The 17,852-nt window shown below is 58.6% G+C and carries 18 protein-coding genes; 12 read left to right on the forward strand and 6 right to left on the reverse strand.

Features of this window, described 5'->3' with window-relative positions:
• Window positions 1–32: 32 nt before the first annotated feature.
• Entirely contained in the window at window positions 33–812 is a 780-nt protein-coding gene (gene mlaE / locus E5Q11_RS06825) for a lipid asymmetry maintenance ABC transporter permease subunit MlaE (protein ID WP_210426294.1), read from the reverse strand.
• Window positions 812–1,642, reverse strand: a complete 831-nt coding sequence (locus E5Q11_RS06830; RefSeq protein WP_135802667.1) for an ATP-binding cassette domain-containing protein — start codon at window positions 1,640–1,642, stop codon at window positions 812–814. The genes mlaE and E5Q11_RS06830 overlap by 1 nt, the downstream gene beginning before the upstream one ends.
• Before the next feature lie 197 nt (window positions 1,643–1,839).
• Between E5Q11_RS06830 and E5Q11_RS06835 the strand changes: the two genes are divergently transcribed.
• The 12 genes from E5Q11_RS06835 to yjgA all read left to right on the forward strand — a co-directional run bounded on the left by E5Q11_RS06835 (window position 1,840) and on the right by yjgA (window position 11,048).
• Window positions 1,840–2,820: a KpsF/GutQ family sugar-phosphate isomerase gene (locus tag E5Q11_RS06835; protein WP_135802668.1), complete on the forward strand. Its 981-nt coding sequence runs from the start codon at window positions 1,840–1,842 to the stop codon at window positions 2,818–2,820.
• Window positions 2,820–3,380: a KdsC family phosphatase gene (locus E5Q11_RS06840; RefSeq protein WP_135802669.1), complete on the forward strand. Its 561-nt coding sequence runs from the start codon at window positions 2,820–2,822 to the stop codon at window positions 3,378–3,380. Before E5Q11_RS06835 ends, E5Q11_RS06840 begins: the two co-directional genes overlap by 1 nt.
• A complete protein-coding gene (gene lptC, locus E5Q11_RS06845) occupies window positions 3,377–3,967 on the forward strand; it encodes an LPS export ABC transporter periplasmic protein LptC (RefSeq protein ID WP_135802670.1) in 591 nt (196 codons plus the stop codon). Before E5Q11_RS06840 ends, lptC begins: the two co-directional genes overlap by 4 nt.
• Window positions 3,951–4,544, forward strand: coding sequence for a lipopolysaccharide transport periplasmic protein LptA (gene lptA / locus E5Q11_RS06850; protein ID WP_135802671.1), 594 nt, complete (start codon window positions 3,951–3,953; stop codon window positions 4,542–4,544). Before lptC ends, lptA begins: the two co-directional genes overlap by 17 nt.
• On the forward strand, window positions 4,522–5,247 hold the full coding sequence (gene lptB, locus E5Q11_RS06855; RefSeq protein WP_135802672.1) for an LPS export ABC transporter ATP-binding protein: 726 nt from the start codon (window positions 4,522–4,524) through the stop codon (window positions 5,245–5,247). The genes lptA and lptB overlap by 23 nt, the downstream gene beginning before the upstream one ends.
• Window positions 5,248–5,412: 165 nt before the next feature.
• A complete protein-coding gene (locus tag E5Q11_RS06860) occupies window positions 5,413–6,954 on the forward strand; it encodes an RNA polymerase factor sigma-54 (RefSeq protein WP_135803359.1) in 1,542 nt (513 codons plus the stop codon).
• Between the two features lie 32 nt (window positions 6,955–6,986).
• The gene (gene hpf / locus E5Q11_RS06865; RefSeq protein ID WP_135802673.1) at window positions 6,987–7,295 is read left to right on the forward strand and encodes a ribosome hibernation promoting factor; all 309 of its coding nucleotides are present in this window, start codon (window positions 6,987–6,989) and stop codon (window positions 7,293–7,295) included.
• 94 nt (window positions 7,296–7,389) lie between these two features.
• Window positions 7,390–7,860, forward strand: a complete 471-nt coding sequence (ptsN, locus tag E5Q11_RS06870) for a PTS IIA-like nitrogen regulatory protein PtsN (RefSeq protein WP_135802674.1) — start codon at window positions 7,390–7,392, stop codon at window positions 7,858–7,860.
• Window positions 7,861–7,885: 25 nt separating this feature from the next.
• A complete protein-coding gene (gene rapZ / locus E5Q11_RS06875; RefSeq protein ID WP_135802675.1) occupies window positions 7,886–8,767 on the forward strand; it encodes an RNase adapter RapZ in 882 nt (293 codons plus the stop codon).
• Window positions 8,768–8,771: 4 nt separating this feature from the next.
• Entirely contained in the window at window positions 8,772–9,041 is a 270-nt protein-coding gene (locus E5Q11_RS06880) for an HPr family phosphocarrier protein (RefSeq protein ID WP_135802676.1), read from the forward strand.
• Window positions 9,042–9,140: 99 nt separating this feature from the next.
• Window positions 9,141–10,502, forward strand: a complete 1,362-nt coding sequence (gene mgtE, locus E5Q11_RS06885; protein ID WP_135802677.1) for a magnesium transporter — start codon at window positions 9,141–9,143, stop codon at window positions 10,500–10,502.
• Window positions 10,503–10,523: 21 nt separating this feature from the next.
• Entirely contained in the window at window positions 10,524–11,048 is a 525-nt protein-coding gene (yjgA, locus tag E5Q11_RS06890; RefSeq protein ID WP_135802678.1) for a ribosome biogenesis factor YjgA, read from the forward strand.
• An 8-nt stretch (window positions 11,049–11,056) separates the two neighbouring features.
• On the opposite strand, the gene E5Q11_RS06895 is transcribed toward yjgA, so the two are convergent.
• The 4 genes from E5Q11_RS06895 to E5Q11_RS06910 are packed head-to-tail and all read right to left on the reverse strand — an operon-like array spanning window position 11,057 to window position 17,852.
• Window positions 11,057–11,917, reverse strand: coding sequence for a carbon-nitrogen hydrolase family protein (locus tag E5Q11_RS06895; RefSeq protein WP_225314863.1), 861 nt, complete (start codon window positions 11,915–11,917; stop codon window positions 11,057–11,059).
• A gap of 33 nt (window positions 11,918–11,950) precedes the next feature.
• Entirely contained in the window at window positions 11,951–15,730 is a 3,780-nt protein-coding gene (locus E5Q11_RS06900; protein WP_135802679.1) for a YhdP family phospholipid transporter, read from the reverse strand.
• 42 nt (window positions 15,731–15,772) lie between these two features.
• On the reverse strand, window positions 15,773–17,254 hold the full coding sequence (gene rng / locus E5Q11_RS06905) for a ribonuclease G (protein WP_135802680.1): 1,482 nt from the start codon (window positions 17,252–17,254) through the stop codon (window positions 15,773–15,775).
• The gene (locus tag E5Q11_RS06910; protein ID WP_135802681.1) at window positions 17,247–17,852 is read right to left on the reverse strand and encodes a Maf family protein; all 606 of its coding nucleotides are present in this window, start codon (window positions 17,850–17,852) and stop codon (window positions 17,247–17,249) included. Before E5Q11_RS06910 ends, rng begins: the two co-directional genes overlap by 8 nt.

Raw genomic sequence — 17,852 nt, forward strand, 5'->3', positions numbered from 1 at the left:
AACCCTCAACCTTTTGCGTTATTATAACCCGCTCAGAAATCACCGAACATCACCGCTGTCAGCACGAAATCCAGCCCCAGAACCGCCAGCGACGAGAACACCACGGTTTTGGTGGTGGCTGAACTGATGCCCGCTGAGGTGGGCACGCAATCGTACCCCTGATAAACCGCAATCCAGGCACAGACGAAGCCGAACACCACACTCTTGATCACACCGTTCAGCACGTCACTGGTAAAGCTGACCGATGACTGCATGTTGCCCCAGAAGGAACCCTCGAATACGCCCAGCCATTCCACACCGACCAGCATGCCGCCCCAGATGCCCACCACTGAAAAAATGGCCGCCAGCACGGGCATGGCGAGGAAACCCGCCCAGAAACGCGGGGCAACTACTCGCCGCAATGGGTCCACACCCATCATTTCCAGGCTGGACAGCTGTTCGGTGGCTTTCATCAAGCCAATTTCCGCCGTCAATGCAGAGCCCGCGCGGCCGGCAAACAGCAGCGCGGTCACCACCGGCCCCAGTTCACGGACCAGCGTCAGGGCAATCATCTGCCCGATGGCGGACTCAGAGCCATAATCGCTCAGAATGGTGTAGCCCTGAAGTCCCAGAACCATGCCAATAAACAGGCCGGACACAACAATAATGGCCAGTGACAGAACACCCACGAAATACAGCTGCTTGACCAGCAACGGAAAACCGACCCGGGCATTCGGAACACCCAGAAGAAACCCCGCAAGAAACTGCCCGGAGCGCCCCAGGGATTCGATCAACTCACGCCCTTGCCTGCCCAGATCCGCCAGCCACTGCATCACCCTCCACCCCCATCAATACCCCAGTCGTTACCAGCGTTTGCGGCCGGATAGTGAAAAGGCACAGGGCCGTCAGGATGACCTTTGAGAAACTGCTGAACCTTGGCTGACGGGTGGTTGCGAAGCTCGTCCGGAGTGCCTTCACCGATAATCCGGCCATCGGACACAATACAGGCGTGATGGCAGATGCTGAGGGATTCTGGAACATCGTGAGACACCAGCACACTGGTCATGCCCATGGAATGATTGAGGTCGCGAATCAGCTTCACCAACACGCCCATGGCAATGGGGTCCTGCCCGGCGAACGGCTCGTCGTACATGATCAGTTCGGGGTCCAGCGCGATACTGCGGGCCAGCGCCACCCGACGGGTCATGCCACCGGAAAGCTGCGCTGGCATCAGGTCCCGCGCACCGCGGAGACCAACAGCCTCCAGCTTCATCAGCACGATGTCGCGAATCATGTCCTCGGGCAGGCGGGTATGCACGCGAATTGGGAAGGCGACGTTCTCGAACACACTCAGGTCGGTGAACAGGGCGCCGCTCTGGAACAGCATGCCCATTTTTTCACGCAGCTGATAAAGCGATTTGCGCTTCAGGTCAGGCACAGATTCGCCGGCAAGGATTATGCTGCCGGAATCCGGTTTCAGCTGGCCGCCGATTAACCGAAGCAGAGTGGTTTTCCCGGTGCCGCTGGGCCCCATAATGGCAGTAATCCTGCCCCGGGGGATCTTCAGGCTGACACCATCGAAGATACGACGGTCATCCCGGGAGAAAACCACGTCCGTCAGCTCGATGTAGGGTTCACTAAAAGAATCAGTTGTGTCGCTCATACCACGCCCGGCGTTCGTCCAAGTGCGCTACATTATGCCAAGCTGGCGGGAACCTCAATCGAACAGCGTCAAAATGAACGGATGTCAATGCAGCCTTCAGCCTCAGCCGGAAGTGATATACTCTGGCCACACGCGAAAACACGGTACATCTGATGACTCAGATCACAACCCACTCATCAGCAGAATCTGGACAACGAATGAACAGCGACACAAGCCTGACTTTCCGGGAATCAGCCCTCAGGGCGATCGAAATCGAGCGTGACGCCATCAATGCGCTGCTGTCGCGAATCGACGACAGCTTCGTCAAAGCCTGTGAAGCCATCATGGCCTGTAAGGGCCGTGTCGTCGTGACCGGGATGGGTAAGTCAGGACACATTGGAAACAAGATTGCAGCAACGCTGGCAAGCACCGGCACCCCGGCATTTTTCGTCCACCCCGGCGAAGCCAGCCATGGTGACCTGGGCATGATTACCGGCCAGGACGTAGTACTTGCCATTTCCAACAGCGGCAACACCAGTGAAGTCCTCACCATTCTGCCACTGTTCAAGCGCATGGGCGCGCCGCTGATCAGCATGACCGGTAACGCCAACTCAACCCTGGCCCGGGAAGCGGTTGCCAACCTGGACGTCAGCGTCGCCGTGGAAGCCTGCCCGCTGGGCCTGGCACCCACGTCCAGCACCACCGCTACCCTGGTAATGGGTGACGCACTGGCGGTGGCGTTGCTGGAAGCCCGCGGTTTCAGCGCCGAGGATTTTGCCATGTCTCACCCCGGTGGCAGCCTGGGCCGACGCCTGCTGCTTCGGGTGTCAGACATCATGCATTCCGGTGACCAGATCCCGCGGGTTCGGGAAGACACGCCATTAAGCGGCGCCCTGCTGGAAATCTCCCGCAAAGGGCTGGGCATGACCACCGTGATCAACGCCGCCGACGAGCTCTGCGGCGTTTTCACCGACGGCGACCTGCGCCGGACCCTGGACCGCTCCATAGACATTCATGCCACGGTCATATCCGATGTCATGACCCGGAACGGTCGCACCATTCATGAAGACCAACTGGCTGCCGAAGCACTGAACATTATGGAAGAGATGAAAATCAGCGCTTTGCCGGTCATCAACCGCGAGGGCCTGCTGACAGGCGCCATCAACATGCATGATCTGCTGCGGGCAGGAGTGATCTGATGCCTGGCAACCTCAGCCCGAACTGGCCAGAGGCTGACCTTGAAAAGGCCGGGAGCATAAAACTGCTGGCACTGGATGTCGACGGCATCATGACCGATGGCAAGCTGTACTTCACCGCCAGCGGCGACGAAATGAAAGGTTTCAATATTCTCGATGGCCTGGGCATCAAGCAGGTCATGGCGGCGGGTATTGAAGTGGCAGTGATTACCGGCCGGCGCTCGCCGCTGACCGAAAAACGCATGACAAGCCTGGGCATCCGCCACCTGATGCAGGGCCGCGAAGACAAGAAAGTGGCCCTGCTGGAAATTTCAGGCTCACTGAATATGGCCCCAGAGGCCATTGCGTACATGGGCGACGACCTGCCTGATCTACCCGCCATTCTCTACGCGGGGCTGGGCATCACGGTTCCGAACGGGCACTGGGCCGTGCGCGAGTCAGCGGACCTGTGCACGGCCGCGGCCGGTGGCTCTGGGGCAGTGCGGGAAATCTGTGATCTGTTACTGGCCGCCCAGGGAAAACTTGACCATGCGCTCTTGCCATACCGGGAACCCGGCCAATGACTGCAGGCGAGCTGATACGCAACCCCCGGCTGCGAACAGTGGCACTACTGGTAACCATCGCCGCCCTGATGGCGGTGCTCTGGCAAAGCGATGAACCCTCAACGCCGGTCGATGCCGCCGCACTTCGCGGCGAGGCAGAGCCAGACTCGTTTGTCATCGGCGGCCAGTATCTGTCGTTCAGTGACACCGGGCAGCTGGCCAGCCGAATCAGAAGCCAGCGTATCGAGCAGTTCGAATCCGACCAGTTGACCCGGATGGAGCAACCGAGGGCCATGCTCTTCGGCGAAGCCGGCAATGCCTCCTGGGAAGTCGAGGCTGCTGACGGCGAGTTTCTGGAAGCCCGGGACCTGATGCAGTTGACCGGTGATGTGCGGATCGTGCGCCTGGCCGACCAGCGTGGCCCGATGACCCTGACCACCCAGGCACTGACTCTGAATAATGGGGAACACACCATTTATACCGATGAACCTGTCGAAATCAACGACGCCCTGGGCATCACCCGGGCCACCGGCATGAAAGTGTGGATAGACCAACGCATACTCGAACTCAACGCGCAGGTAGAAGGACGCTATGAAACCGGTAATTAACTGTTCTCGCCAGATCATCGGCAAAAGCAGAAAGGCTTCTGCAATTCTGCCACTGCTACTGGTTCTGTTCGCCCCCGTTACCGGCGCCTTTGAGCTGGATTCAGACACGCCCATCCGGGTCAGTGCTGACAACGCGCGCCTGGACGACAGCCAGGGCATCGCCACCTATACCGGTGACGTGGAAATGAGCCAGGGCAATATTCTGCTTACCGCCGACCGGGTAGTGCTTCATCGCAGCGAAAACGGCGTTAGCAGAATTGAAGCCAATGGCCAGCCCGCCCGCTACAACCAGCCCGCCGTAGAAGGCCAGGGTGAAACCACTGCCCAGGCCCTCAATATCACCTGGTCCGCGGACGATAATCGGGTCACCTTTGAACGTGAAGCCGTCATCGAGCAGGACGGCAACCTGTTTCGCGGCGACCTGATTCATTATGATAGCGTCGAACGTGTGGTCACCGCTGAGGGCTCCGCCGACCAGGGTGACGGCGGCGGACGGGTAGAAATGGTTATCCAGCCACGCAATTCACGCAGTAGCGAAAACGGGCAGGAAGCGGATGGCAGTTCTGAGAGCCAGTAAGCTGGCAAAGAGTTACAAACAGAAAAAAGTCGTCATCGATGTGTCACTGGAAATCCGCAGCGGCGAAATTGTTGGCCTGCTGGGCCCTAATGGCGCCGGGAAGACCACCTGCTTCTACATGATTGTGGGGCTGGTGCCCGCCGACAATGGCCGGATCACCATCGACAGCAAGGACATCACGCCACTGCCGATGCACGGCCGGGCCCGCCAGGGCATTGGCTACCTGCCCCAGGAAGCCTCGGTATTCCGCAAACTCACCGTGAAAGACAATATTCTGGCCATTCTAGAAACCCGCCGCGATCTCAAGCGCGACGAACGCGAAGCGAAAGCGGAAGAATTGCTGGAAGAGTTCCACATCACCCACATCCGCGACAGCGTGGGCATGGCGCTGTCAGGCGGTGAACGCCGACGGGTCGAGATCGCCCGGGCCCTGGCGATGGAGCCTGCATTCATCCTGTTGGACGAACCGTTTGCCGGCGTTGACCCCATTTCCGTAAGTGACATCAAGCAGATTGTCCGGCACCTGCGGGACAAGGGCATTGGCGTGCTGATCACCGATCATAACGTGCGGGAAACCCTGGATATCTGCGAGAATGCGTACATCGTCAGTGGTGGTCACATCATTGCGTCTGGCAACTCCGATCAGATCCTCGCTAACCAGCAGGTCAAAGAAGTCTATCTTGGCAATGAATTCAGACTCTGAACCAGCTCTGCGAACCGCTACGTCACACCGCCTGATTGTTTTGCCAGGCGCAAGCAAGTACACTCGGCAAAGAACTTGCTTGGTTTGGCAAGTTGCCAACATACATAGAGTTTTTGTCAACGCCCTGTACATGAGGGACTCAGTGACGGACCCTGAATCATGGTTATGAAAGCCTCTTTACAGTTAAAGCTGGGTCAGAGCCTGACCATGACACCCCAGCTGCAACAGGCAATCAGGCTTCTGCAGCTTTCAACCCTCGACCTTCAGCAGGAAATCCAGCAGGCGCTGGAATCCAACCCCATGCTGGAAACCTCCGAGGACGAAGACCAGGCCGCTGATGCTTCAGAGTCCCCTGATAACACCCTGGACAAAGCCAGCGCTGACGACAGTGACGCCAACACAGCCAGCAGCGCCGAAACCGACACCCCGGCCGACTGGGATGAAAACGAAAACGGCCCAGACTGGTCTTCCGAAACCGACAGCCCGGACAACATTCCCGACGACCTTCCGGTGGATACCGCCTGGGAAGATATCTACCAGTCAGCCCCCAGCACGGCCGCCCGCAACGATGATGAAAACGACCACGACTTTGAAACCCGCAACTCCCCCACCGAAACCCTGCGGGATCACCTGGAGTGGCAGCTTAACCTGACGCCAATGAGTGAGCGTGACCAGGCCATCGCCCATGCCCTGCTGGATGCGGTCAACAACAACGGCTACCTGACCTCACCGCTGGAGGAAATCCACTCCGGTATGGTCGAGGAAACCGATGAAGACCAGTTGGAGTTCGACGAAGTCGAGGCGGTGCTGCACCGGCTGCAGCATTTTGACCCGCCGGGCGTTTTCGCCCGTGATCTGCAGGAGTGCCTGCTGATCCAGCTGAACCAGCTGCCCCCTGAAACACCCTGGCTGGCGCAGGCAAGGCTGGTCATTACCCACTACATCAACCTGCTTGGCAACCGCGACTACGCCCAGTTGCTGCGCCGCAGCCGTCTGAAAGAAGATCAGCTGCGGGAAGTCCTGGCACTGATTACCGCCCTGAACCCGCGCCCGGGTGACACCATCGATCAGGCCGAACCGGACTACGTTATCCCCGACGTAATCGTTCGCAAGCACAAGGACCGGTGGCGGGTTGAGCTGAATCCGGACATCGCACCGCGCATTCGAGTGAATGCCAGCTATGCTTCACTTATCAAGCGTGCAGACAGCAGCGCCGACAATACCTACCTGCGAGACCAGCTGCAGGAAGCAAAATGGTTTATCAAGAGCCTGCAGAGTCGCAACGAAACCCTGCTTAAAGTGGCGACACGTATTGTCGAACACCAGCAGGGTTTTCTGGACCATGGTGAAGAGGCCATGAAGCCGCTGATTCTGTCTGACATTGCCCAGGCGGTGGAAATGCACGAATCGACAATTTCCAGGGTGACCACGCAGAAATACATGCACACCCCCCGTGGCATATTTGAGCTGAAATATTTCTTTTCCAGTCATGTAAGCACTGACGAAGGCGGCGAATGCTCGTCGACGGCAATCCGGGCGATGATCAAGAAACTGATTTCAACCGAAACGCCGAAAAAGCCATTGAGCGACAGCAAAATTGCAGCCATGCTAGGGGATCAGGGTATTAAAGTGGCCCGACGGACCGTGGCCAAGTACCGTGAAGCAATGCACATACCTCCATCCAACGAACGCAAGCGACTGGTGTAGGACACATCAGCCCGCTGATAAAGGAGACGCCTATGCAACTCAATATTTCCGGCCATCACGTAGAACTGACTCCCGCGCTGAAAGATTACGTTACTGGTAAGTTTGACAAGCTTGAGCGTCACTTTGACCACATCAGCAACTGTCAGGTCACCCTTGAGGTTGAAAAAGTCAGACAGATGGCCGAGGCCACTCTTCATGTGATTGGCGGCGAAATACACGCAAAGGCGGAAAGCGAGGACATGTACGCAGCCATTGATGCCCTGGTCGACAAGCTGGACAGGCAGGTTCTCAAGCACAAGGAAAAGAACGTAGACCGTATGCACGGCAATGGTGCCCGTTAGGTCGGCCCACCCTGCATGTCACTAATCGAGCTGCGGCGCTGGCGTACAGCCATTTCAGCGCCGCAGCCTTTTTTTACGGAACCAATGTCGATTCATGACCGATACAACCCTGACTATTGAGAACATTCTCGCGCCTGAACTGACGCTCTGCCGGGTGCCAGCTTCCAGCAAAAAGCGGGTGATGGAAACGATCGCAGAACAGATTCAGCATCGGGATGAAACGCTCAGTGATGCCCAGATTTTCAATAACCTCGTATCCCGGGAACGTCTGGGAAGCACGGGCATCGGCCAGGGCATTGCCATTCCCCATTGCCGCCTCGAAGGGCTGGATCACGTTGTGGGTGTGCTGATGACCCTGGAAGACGGCGTTGGCTTCGATGCCATCGACAACCAGCCGGTCGACCTGGTGTTTGCGCTGGTCGTTCCCAAGGAAGCCACCAGCGAACACCTGGAACTGCTCAGCCAGATCGCCGAAAAGTTCAACGATCGCGCCTTCTGTGACCATCTGCGCCAGTGCACGGATGGCGAAACGCTCTACCGGCAAATGCTGGCGGAAAGCCACTGAAAACACCTGTTTGAGGTAACCGGGCATGAAACTGATCATCGTCAGTGGCCGTTCAGGTTCTGGCAAGAGTACGGTTCTGCATGTACTTGAAGACCTGGGCTTCTACTGCATCGACAACCTGCCCATCGGCCTGCTGGTGCCCCTGACCCAGGAGGCTACTGGCCAGTCGTCCCCCAGCAGGCTGGCGAAAATGGCGGTCAGTATTGACGCCCGCAACCTCTCCGGCGAACTCAGCAATTTTGAAAACCTGTACCACAGCCTGCAGCAGACCGGTGTTACCGTTGAAATCATCTATCTTGACGCCGATGAGCAGTCGCTACTGCAACGGTTCCACGCCACCCGCCGCAAGCATCCCCTGAGTGACGATAAAACCTCACTCCGGGAGGCCATCGGTAATGAAAAACTCCTGCTGGAACCGCTGTCCAGGCTTGCCGACCTTTACATCGAAACCACCGGCATGTCGATGTATGAACTGCGGGACATGGTGAAACAGCGAGTGGCCGGGCGCCGGGAACAGGAGCTGGCGCTGCTGTTCCAGTCTTTCGGCTTCAAGCACGGTGTACCCCTGGATTCAGACTTCGTGTTCGACGTGCGTTGCCTGCCGAACCCTTACTGGGATACGTCGCTAAGACGTTTTACGGGCATCGACCAGCCGGTTATCGAGTTTCTGGAAAACGACCCACTCAGCGGCAGGATGGTGAACGACCTGATCGGCTTTCTGGAAAACTGGTTGCCGTCGTTTGCCGACAGCAACCGCAGTTACATGACCATCTCCATCGGGTGCACCGGTGGCCAGCACCGGTCGGTTTATACCTGTGAGCAACTGAGCCGTCATTTCCAGAGCCGCTACAGCAACGTACAGGTTCGCCACACTGAACTACCGCACCTGCAAAGCCGGGAATCCTGACTTTATGGTCCGACGCAACATCACGATTATCAACAAACTGGGGCTTCACGCCCGGGCAGCCGCCAAACTCGTGGCGACTGCCTCCCAGTATGACAGTGCCGTTCACATCAGCCGCAAGGGCCGGAAGGTGGACGCAAAAAGTATCATGCCGGTGATGATGTTGGCCGCCAGTCAGGGCATGGAAGTGGAGCTGATTGCCGAGGGAGACGACGAGGTCGAAGCCATCGAAGCTCTGGCCGGGCTGATCGACGATTATTTTGGCGAAGGCGAGTAAAACCCTGGCCAACCGGCCACGGCATTCAACCGAAACTCTTTCTCACCAGGCAAGCCTAACTCCGCTATAATACGGGCGTTTTCAGACTGCGGGTGCTCTATGACCGATATCCTTGAAAAAAGCCAGGCTCGCCAACGTCTTCGCTCACTGAGCGAAGCGCTGGACAGTGGCGCGCTCAAGCAGGTCTCCCGCATTCTCAACGGTGGCCTCAGTCCCAGCGATATTGCCCATCTGCTGGAATCCTCGCCACCGCGCCAGCGCGCCCTGCTGTGGAATCTGGTCGACAAACAGCTTGAAGGCGAAGTTCTTCAGTATCTGAACGATGATATCCGCAGTTACTTCCTGAGCCAGCTGAACGCTCAGGAGCTGGCGGACATCATTGAAGATTTTGAGTCGGACGACCTGGCCGACCTTCTGCAACAACTGCCGGATACGGTGATTCAGGAAGTCCTGGACACCATGGACGAACAGGACCGGCAGCGGGTCGAGGAAGTGCTCTCCTACCCGGAGGACACCGCCGGCGGCCTGATGAACACCGACACCATTACAGTGCGGCCCGACATCAGCATCGACGTGGTGCTGCGCTACCTGCGCCGGCATCGCAACCTGCCGCCGATGACCGACAGCCTGATTGTGGTCAGCCGACGGGATGAATTTATCGGCATGCTGCCAATCACCAAGATGCTGGTATCCAACCCCGCCGCCACGGTGCGTGAGGTGATGGACACCGACATAGATCCGATTCCTGTGACCCTGTCAGACAACAAGGTGGCTACCCTGTTCGAACGCTACGACCTCATCTCGGCGCCGGTGGTCAGCGAAGAGGGCCGCCTGCTGGGGCGGATCACCATCGATGACGTGGTTGACGTTATCCGGGAGGAATCCGACCACTCACTGATGAGCATGGCGGGTCTGGACGAAGACGAAGACACGTTCGCGCCCATCCTCAAGACCACCCGCCGCCGCGCGGTCTGGCTGGGCATTAACCTGCTGACTGCGTTTACCGCTTCGGCGGTTATCGGCATCTTTGAAGCCACCATCGAGAAGGTAGTCGCACTGGCAGTGCTGATGCCCATCGTCGCCAGCATGGGCGGCATCGCCGGCAGCCAGACCCTGACGCTGGTGATTCGCGGCATGGCCGTGGGGCAGATCAGTGGCGCCAATGTAGGCTGGCTGCTTAACCGGGAATTCGTCGCGGGTGCGCTGAACGGCGTGCTCTGGGCGACGGTTGTGGCATCGGCCGCCTCTTTCTGGTTCGCCGACATCATGATTGGCGTCATTATTGCCGCCGCGCTGGTGATCAATCTGATTGCCGCGGCGCTGGTGGGCACGGTACTGCCGCTGTTCCTGAAATCGCGGAATATTGACCCGGCCCTGGCGGGCAGCGTCATCCTGACGACCGTGACGGACTGTGTCGGGTTCATGGCGTTTCTGGGACTTGCGACGCTGGTTTATGCGTAATCCGACAACCGAGCTGGACTAATGAATCAATACGACGACGAAGCACCACAATACGATGGCCCCAGCAAATCCCAGCTCAAACGGGAGATGCAGGCCCTGCAGGATCTGGGCAAACGCATGCTGGATCTGAGCAACGACCAGCTCGACACCCTGCCCATCAGCGGCACACTGCGGGCCGCAATCGAAGAATCACGCCGTATTCGCCAGAACGAAGCCAAACGCAGACACCTGCAATACATCGGTAAGGTTATCCGTCAGGAGGACGACCCGGAAGGGCTTTCCCGCCAGATTGACGCCTTCTATTCAGGCAGCGAAGAACACACCCGCCGGCACCACCTGGCCGAGCGTTGGCGCGACCGGATGATTGAAGAAGGCGACAGTGCCGTGGGGGAATTTCTGGACTACTGCACCACCGCAGACATTCAGCACCTGCGGAACCTGGCGCGCAACGCCAGGCGGGATGCCGAGAAAGAGAAGAACACGGGCCAGCCGCGCAAACTGTTCCGCTATCTGCGGGAATGCATCGACGACGCTGAATCCGCCTGACGATGACGTCAGAGTTTTCGGTGATCCCACACCGGCATGCGGGTTCTGACCTCCTCTAACCGGTCCATATCCAGCTCTGCGGTAACAATGCCAGGGCCTTCATCCAGCTCCGACAGTATTCTGCCCCAGGGGTCTGCTACCAGGCTATGGCCATAGGTTCTGCGCCGCTCACTGTTGTAGCCACCCTGCCCCGGTGCCACAAGCCAGACCTGATTTTCAATGGCCCGGGCCCTGATCAGGGCATGCCAGTGGGCATCGCCGGTGGTCCAGGTAAAGGCACTGGGCAGAGTGACCCACTGCGCACCCTGCTCCCGGAGCTTGCGGAAAAGCTCCGGAAAGCGCAGGTCGTAGCAGATTGCCAGCCCCAGCCGGCCGGCCGGTGTATCGACAACGACAACCTCTTCACCCGGCTCAAAGGTATCGGATTCCCGGTACTGCCCCTGGGCATCTTCGACGACCGCATCGAACAGGTGAATCTTGTCGTAACGCGCAACCTGCCGCCCGGTGTCATCGAATACGACACAGCTTGCACGGACACGGTCTTCAATCCTGGACCCGTCCGGGCGGGTTGCGACAGGAACGGAACCACCCACAATCCAGATACCGAGGGCCGCCGCCTGTTCTGCAAGGAATGACAGAACCGGCCCTTCCGTGCCGATTTCCAGGCGGCCACACTCAAGCATCCTGCGGGTTGAAAGCACGGCAAAGTTTTCTGGCAGTACCGCGACCCTGGCACCCATGCCAGCGGCCTGAACCAGCAACTGCCGGGCTTCTTCCAGATTCCTGTCAATATCCGCGCCGCTGACCATCTGAATGGCAGCCACCCGGTTTTCCTGCGCTGAAACGCCTTTCACTGTCACTGCTGACACGGCCTGCTCCCTTTGATTGCTGTTGCCTGCGCTCTAGTCGCCATTATCAAATACCCGCCTGAGACGAACGTCTGGCTCATCCCATGACCCTTCCACACTATAGGTTGCACTGGTCAGTTTACTCAATGGGTCGCCAAGTACTTTATCCAGCACGAAGAGGGCACCCCCGATGGGCGCACCTGCACCCAGCAGCACTGCGGCCAATGGCAGGTTCTGGGTCAGGGGCAACACCACCACCATGTTCATATCCAGGGTTTCCTGGGCCATGCTGGTGGTGCCACTGAACTTGAAGGCGCCAGACGGGCCGACAATCTGCAGCTCAGGGTCGAGGGTCAGTAAGCCATTATCCAGCGTGGCCTTCCCCGAAATCGCATCGAACGCAACGCCGGCTTCATAAAGATCCGAGAAGTCCAGTTTCAGTCTTCTCCAAAGGGTGTCTGAATTGAGCAGATTGAACACCCGGAAAAGCTGAGCGGTACTGTTGCCTTCCAGAATCACGCCATCATCAAAGCGCATGCTCGCGCTCCCGCTGAGCCTGTCTACCGAAAACTGATCCGGCCGGCCCGGCCAGTCCAGATCCAGATTAATGGCGGTTCTGTCGCTGCGGAAAGGGATTTCGCTGGAAAACAATGCGCCTATATCAGCAAGAGATTCACCATTGAGCGTGCCCTGAAAGCCCGTGCGCTCCTGATTGTTTTCAATCCGCCAGCGCAGCACACCGGCCAGCATCAGTGACTTGAGCTGGCCTTCGATGTTTTCAACGGTAACCTCGCTGGCTTCCGGCCGTAACCGAAACGACCATCTGCCCGCGTTTTCGTTATTGATCTGGAGGTCCGCAATTCGCACATTGACCTCAGGCCAGCTTGCAAAATCCATGTCCTGGAACGCCTTTACCGGATCCTCGGCCTGCAATGGCGCCTCGTCTTCGGCCAACTGTTCCTCATTGCGGGCAAGGGCCAGCTTTTCCAGGTCAACGTTCACCACACGATCGCGATCGAGGCTCCCGGAACCGGACGCTGCCACTGGCCAGGTGATCATACCGCGGAGCCAGTCCGAGGAAATGTTGATCAGCCAGTTTTCAGCGCCGGATACCGCGTCCAGACGCATGTCCTGGAACCGCCGTTCACCGAGGCGCAGATCATTCACTGCCAGGTCAACCCTTCCGGCCTGAAGCACCAGATCGAGGTTCATTCGCTCCTGCCAGTCCACATTGACCCCCAGCCCCTCGCTCAGCCCAGGTTCCAGGGTAATGTCCAGAGGGGCCTGGGTTGCGGCGGGCTTGCCCAGGGGGGCTGGCCAGTCGATCGTGACACCCACCAGGTCAGACATCAAACGGATAACGGGGTCGCTATCCGGAGGCAGTTCAAGTACCGCCTCATAGGCCAGCCTGCCACTTACCCCGGGGGAGCTGCCTTCGGGCAGGTCAAGCCGGTTCTGCAGGGCGGCGACATCTACCTGACCCTGCTGGCGCAGGGTGAGACCGTTGCCAAACTGACTTTTGCGGAACCAGACTGACACCGGGTTGCCGAGGAAGCGTGCGCTGACCGGTGCGCTGGAAAATCCGTTTTCGGTGCTGTAACTGACCTCCCCTGAGACATTCGTCCACTCCAGATCGGCCCCGGGAAATCGCACGGAACCGGCTTCGGTGCGCACCCGAGCGTTAACTTCCGGGGCCTGCTCCGAATCCAGCGCCAGGGCCAGGCCCAAGTCCAGGAAAAAATCACCTTCAACAACGAGACTGTCCGAGGCTGCTCCCGCCAGTTCACCCAGTGGACTGCCCTCCATCCACCAGGCCAGGGCATCGCCTGTCACAGGCGCCGCGGCATCGATATAAACCATGGTGCTGTCATCGCCGATGCCTGGCTCCACCCTGACCTGTCCGGGTTGCAGATCAATTCCGCCGGTCCGGCCAGTCGCCAGATCGATGCGGGTCTGACCCTGATGCACGAACACCCGCCCTGACGCCCCGGTCACTTCCGGCCAGCGCTCATCGTAGGCTACGGTGCCATTTTCGAAATCGTAGACCATGGAAGACACAAAGGATCCCGGGGGAGATCCGCTACCAATCTGGCCATGGCCAAAATAGCTGCCTTGACGAATATCCACCTCACGAATCGCGGTGGTCAGCCAGTCATACAAGCCCTGGTCGACAATCTTTGCCGGGACAAAGTCGGCCAGCATATCGGCCTTGCCGTTCTGGACGCCCACCTGAAGACCCAGAACATCTTCGCCCCCGGGAACAAGCTTCAGGTCGAAAGCGCCACTCAACCGGGCTTCCGGCCCATAGTCCATGGCAATATCCTGGGAATACACTCTGGTTGCGCCGTCATCGAATCGCCAGGCAACGTCTGCCGAGAAATTGCGAACCTGCCACAACCCCCGGAACAGCGAGGGAAACCCGAACGTCAGGTCATCTGAGTCAGCGCTGACAAGGCCACCGCTGGGGGTCACCACCAGCGAGCCATACAGCCCCTGAGCTGCGGGCGCACCATCCACCGCCCGCACCTGAATGTCCCTGAGCTCAGCCGTCAGCCGGAACTGACCGGATTCATCGGTGGGCACTTGCAGAAGCAGTTGATCCAGATTGCCCGCCGGGCGATATCTGCCAAGAGCGCCTGAAACCGCGTCAGGAAGAATCTGAAGGCGGCTGAGCAGGCCCCGAACCGGAGCTATGGGTAAGCGGTCCGCCACCAGCACATTCAGCGCTGAACCGGTCTGAAATCTGAGATCAAAACCGGGGACGGTTTCGCCGTTCCAGCGCCAGCTCAGGTCATTCAGGTGAAACTGGCCAGTACGGTGCCATGGAGGAGTTTCTGATTCCTCGCCCTGATCACTGATCTGCCGGTCGGTCTCGCTGCGGCGCCAACCGAATCGGGCGCTGATATCTTCCAGCGGTGCGAGGGACTCACTGCCCACGCCCAATTGCAGATAGGGGGTCTTCAGAATGCCACTGACCTGTTCCATCAGACCATCCCGGAAAGTCAGCCAGAGCTGACCGCCCACATCAAAACCCTCTGCGCGAATGCCCCGCCAGCCATATTCCTGGATCAGGCCGTCAAACAGGCGCCCGGAGTTGATATCCCCGTAGAACTGGCCAGTAAAATCGCCGCGGAAAAAGTGCTGACCCACCAACCTGAAACTCGCAAGCTGCTGGGTGGTGCCGGGGCGCATGGCCCGGCCGGATGCATGAAACAGCCCCTGACGATAAACCAGGTCCAGTTGGGGAATTTCAACTTGCCTGAGTTTTCCAGCGCCATCCCTCAGCCCCAGGATAACCCGTGTCACTTTGACAGAGGGGTCGGACAGCCACTGGCCCGCCAGGTCGATCCACTCGCTCAGGTCATCGGCCACCGGCTCTGGCAGATCCGCGCCTTCGACCTCAATTTCGCCCTGGGCAGACTGATTGATCACCAGTTCCAGACCGTTGGCCTCGAAATCCGAGAACACAATCCGGAACCGTCGCAGTGACGCCAGAAAATCCAGGCCGACCCGCAGGCTCTGGAGAGAGCCCACATCCGCCTCGCCGGCTGTCGGTTTCATCGAAAGATCACGGGCAATGATGGTCGGGTTGAGCCAGTTCCAGCGGGACGACAGGGAGCCAATCACGATTTCCTGCCCGACCAGATCGGACAGCTGCTGCTCAATCTGCGGGCGATAGTCATCGATGTTCTGGGTAATCTGCCGCCCTAACCCGGCATAGAGCGCAGCCAGCACAAGAACAGCCAGAAGCAGCCACCAGAACAGGGTGGCGAGCTTTGCCAGGGTTCTGATTGCGAACCCTTTTGGCTTTTCCTCAGCGGCAGCAGCATTCATCAGGGTCGCCGTGGCGGTTAGGGGATGAAGCCAGTCAGGTGGCTAGAGCAGAACAACATCGTACTGCTCCTGACTGTAGAAGGGTTCAACCTGGAACCGGATGGCCTTTTTAATGAAGGTTTCAAGGTCGGCCACGTTATCCGACTCTTCATCCAGCAGGCGATCAACCACGCTCTGCGAGGCCATCACGAGGTAGCTTTCGGCATCATAGGCACGATTGACCCGCAGGATCTCGCGGAAAATTTCGTAGCAGACGGTTTCGCTGGTTTTCAGGAATCCACGACCATCACAGATTGGGCAGGGCTCGCACAAAACCTGGCCAAGGCTTTCCGTGGTGCGCTTGCGGGTCATTTCCACCAGCCCGAGTTCCGATACCCCGGTAATCTTGGTTTTGGCGTGATCCCGCTCCAACATCTTTTCCAGCATGCGGTGAACCTGCCGCTGATGCTCCGGGTCCTCCATGTCGATAAAATCGATGATGATGATTCCACCGAGATTTCGCAGGCGCAGCTGCCGGCTGATTGCACGGGCAGCCTCAAGGTTGGTCTTGAAAATGGTTTCTTCAAGATTGCGATGCCCCACAAAAGCACCGGTATTGATATCAATGGTGGTCATGGCTTCGGTCTGGTCGATGATGACGTAACCACCGGACTTCAGTTGGACCTTGCGGCTCAGGGCCTTCTGGATTTCATCCTCGACGGAATAAAGATCGAACAGCGGCCGCTCGCCCGGGTAATACTCGACCTTCTCGGAAAACTCGGTGACAAACTCTTCGACAAATTCCATGACCCGCTGATGGCTTTCCTTGCTGTCGATTCTGACTTTCTCGGTCTGCGGGCGAATCAGGTCGCGGATGGTGCGAATAAACAGCGGGAGATCCTGGTAAACCACCGCAGGCGCCTGAGACCGGCTAATCCGGTCCTCAATGGCCTGGCTGAGCCGGTGCAGATACACCATATCGCCGAGCAGGTCATCCGCCGATGCCGCTTCCGCAGCAGTACGGATGATATAGCCACCATTGACCTCGGTTTCCTTGGCTGAGCCCTCTTCGATAAGCGCCTTGAGCCGCGCTCGCTCTGTTTCGTCCTCAATGCGCTGGGAAATGCCAATATGGGAAACCCCGGGCATGAATACCAGGTAACGGGAAGGAATGGACAGCTGCGTGGTCAGGCGCGCACCCTTGGTACCAATCGGGTCTTTGGTCACCTGAACCACCAGCGACTGGCCTTCCCGCAACAGGGTGCGGATATCCGGCACGGTTCGGGCGCTGTCCGCTGTATCGGTCACCGCTGGCTGGTCGGTAACCACATCCGAGGCGTGAATGAAGGCGGCACGCTCAAGCCCGATGTCCACAAACGCTGCTTCCATGCCAGGAAGTACCCGCACAACCTTGCCTTTATAGATGTTACCAACGTTACCTTTGCGGCTGGTACGCTCGATATAGGCTTCCTGAAGCATACCGTTTTCAACCAGCGCGACCCGGGTTTCAACGGGGGTTACGTTGATCAGAATCTCTTCACTCATTAAGGCTCTCCTGCCCTGGTTGCCAGGTTGTCCACACCGGGTAGCCCGCCCGCGCAAGCAGATCCGCTGTCTCGCGAAGCGGCAAACCCACGACAGCGCTGTAGCTGCCCTGCAAACTCTCTACAAAAATACCACCGCGACCCTGAATACCATAACTTCCGGCCTTATCCATGGGGTCGCCGGAACGCACGTAGGCCGCAATTTCATCGGGTCGCAGTGCGCGGAAGTGGACGTGGGTGGTCACCAGGCAGGCCTCGGCAAAGCCTTCCACCGCGGTGGCAACGGCGGTCATCACCTGGTGGCTACGCGCCGAGAGCAACTCAAGCATTGTTGCTGCCTCATCAGCCGTGGCGGGCTTACCCAGGATACGCTGGTCAATCACCACCGACGTGTCAGAACCCAGAACGATTGCCTCAGGCGCTAACCGGCTGACCGCCAGCGCTTTTTCGCTGGCCAGCCGCAGTACGTAATCACCGGGCTGCTCATCAGGGCCGGGAGTTTCATCAATATCAGCAGGCCGGACCTCGAACTCCACTCCCATCTGCCGGAGCAGCTCCGCGCGTCTTGGTGATGCTGAAGCCAGGATAATGGAACGCAT

Source organism: Marinobacter confluentis, from assembly GCF_004785685.1.
Taxonomy (GTDB): domain Bacteria; phylum Pseudomonadota; class Gammaproteobacteria; order Pseudomonadales; family Oleiphilaceae; genus Marinobacter; species Marinobacter confluentis.

What these genes read in the sequence shown, in the direction of transcription:
- mgtE (WP_135802677.1), top strand. Translation starts at nt 9,141, where the DNA reads ATGACCGATATCCTTGAAAAAAGCCAGGCTCGCCAACGTCTTCGCTCA.
- yjgA (WP_135802678.1), top strand. Translation starts at nt 10,524, where the DNA reads ATGAATCAATACGACGACGAAGCACCACAATACGATGGCCCCAGCAAA.
- rapZ (WP_135802675.1), top strand. Translation starts at nt 7,886, where the DNA reads ATGAAACTGATCATCGTCAGTGGCCGTTCAGGTTCTGGCAAGAGTACG.
- lptC (WP_135802670.1), top strand. Translation starts at nt 3,377, where the DNA reads ATGACTGCAGGCGAGCTGATACGCAACCCCCGGCTGCGAACAGTGGCA.
- ptsN (WP_135802674.1), top strand. Translation starts at nt 7,390, where the DNA reads ATGACCGATACAACCCTGACTATTGAGAACATTCTCGCGCCTGAACTG.
- E5Q11_RS06835 (WP_135802668.1), top strand. Translation starts at nt 1,840, where the DNA reads ATGAACAGCGACACAAGCCTGACTTTCCGGGAATCAGCCCTCAGGGCG.
- mlaE (WP_210426294.1), bottom strand. Translation starts at nt 812, where the DNA reads ATGCAGTGGCTGGCGGATCTGGGCAGGCAAGGGCGTGAGTTGATCGAA.
- E5Q11_RS06900 (WP_135802679.1), bottom strand. Translation starts at nt 15,730, where the DNA reads ATGAATGCTGCTGCCGCTGAGGAAAAGCCAAAAGGGTTCGCAATCAGA.
- E5Q11_RS06840 (WP_135802669.1), top strand. Translation starts at nt 2,820, where the DNA reads ATGCCTGGCAACCTCAGCCCGAACTGGCCAGAGGCTGACCTTGAAAAG.
- E5Q11_RS06860 (WP_135803359.1), top strand. Translation starts at nt 5,413, where the DNA reads ATGAAAGCCTCTTTACAGTTAAAGCTGGGTCAGAGCCTGACCATGACA.
- lptA (WP_135802671.1), top strand. Translation starts at nt 3,951, where the DNA reads ATGAAACCGGTAATTAACTGTTCTCGCCAGATCATCGGCAAAAGCAGA.
- hpf (WP_135802673.1), top strand. Translation starts at nt 6,987, where the DNA reads ATGCAACTCAATATTTCCGGCCATCACGTAGAACTGACTCCCGCGCTG.
- E5Q11_RS06880 (WP_135802676.1), top strand. Translation starts at nt 8,772, where the DNA reads ATGGTCCGACGCAACATCACGATTATCAACAAACTGGGGCTTCACGCC.
- E5Q11_RS06910 (WP_135802681.1), bottom strand. Translation starts at nt 17,852, where the DNA reads ATGCGTTCCATTATCCTGGCTTCAGCATCACCAAGACGCGCGGAGCTG.
- rng (WP_135802680.1), bottom strand. Translation starts at nt 17,254, where the DNA reads ATGAGTGAAGAGATTCTGATCAACGTAACCCCCGTTGAAACCCGGGTC.
- E5Q11_RS06830 (WP_135802667.1), bottom strand. Translation starts at nt 1,642, where the DNA reads ATGAGCGACACAACTGATTCTTTTAGTGAACCCTACATCGAGCTGACG.
- lptB (WP_135802672.1), top strand. Translation starts at nt 4,522, where the DNA reads ATGGCAGTTCTGAGAGCCAGTAAGCTGGCAAAGAGTTACAAACAGAAA.